This window comes from Methylobacterium sp. FW306-05-D (assembly GCF_058782155.1).
Map to the genome: position 1 here is coordinate 1 of NZ_JBYSXL010000172.1, position 847 is coordinate 847.

Here is an 847-nt window from a genome sequence, read left to right on the forward strand (position 1 = left end):
TAGGGTCTGTCGTCGCCTGAACGGATTGGTTTGGCTTTCGTTTTCGTCTCTCTGATGCAGGAGGGACGATGCTGAGCGACGCGCAGTGGTCTGAACTGGAGCCCCTGGTGGAGGCCTGCCGGCCCAAGGCCAAGACGCCCCCACAGGATCTTCGGCGCACGCTCTCAGCCATCCTCTGGCGGCATCAGAACGGGGCCAAGTGGCGGGCTATTCCGGAGGATCTGGGTCCCTGGTGGCGCGCTGCGCAGATCTTCATCCGCTGGTCCCGTGCCGGCGTCTGGGAGCGACTGCTTGGCCTCGTGCAGGAGCGGGGCGTCCAACTCGGGATGGTGTTCCTGGACGGCACGAACATGCGAGCGCACCAAAAGGCGGCGGGAGCTGCCAAAAGGGGGGATCTGGGCCCGAGCGAGATGCTCGTGAAGCTCTTGGCCGCTCACGTGGCGGCTATGGCACCAAGGCTTGCGTGATCGCGGATGGACGGGGTCGCGCCATCGCCTTCCGGCTGGCGCCCGGTCAGGCCCATGAACTGCCCCATGCGGTTCCGCTGCTCGACCAGCTTCCGGGTGTGCCCAAGTGGGTCGTCGGGGACCGCGGCTACACCAGCCACGCCTTTCGTGAGCACATCTGGGACATGGGCGCGCGGCCCGCGATCCCGCCTCAGCGCCACGAAGCACCCGTCGCCTGCCCGGACTGGATCTACAACAACCGCAACCAGGTCGAGCGCCTCTGGGCCAGGCTCAAGGAGTGGCGCGCCATCGCCACACGCTACGAGAAGACGACCGTCAGCTTCATGGGCGTCCTCTGTCTTGCCGCGGCCCTCGATTGGCTCAAGCGATGACAGACCCTA

The 847-nt window shown here is 66.4% G+C and carries 1 protein-coding gene; it reads left to right on the forward strand.

Features of this window, described 5'->3' with window-relative positions; all coding sequences use genetic code 11:
- The first annotated feature begins 68 nt into the window (after window positions 1–68).
- Window positions 69–838, forward strand: a protein-coding gene (locus AC3WLN_RS24045; RefSeq protein WP_238508326.1) for an IS5 family transposase whose coding sequence is annotated in 2 segments (ribosomal slippage) — window positions 69–384 and window positions 384–838 — 771 coding nt in all. Because the reading frame shifts where the segments join, the coding sequence is not laid out codon by codon here.
- Window positions 839–847 lie beyond the last annotated feature (9 nt).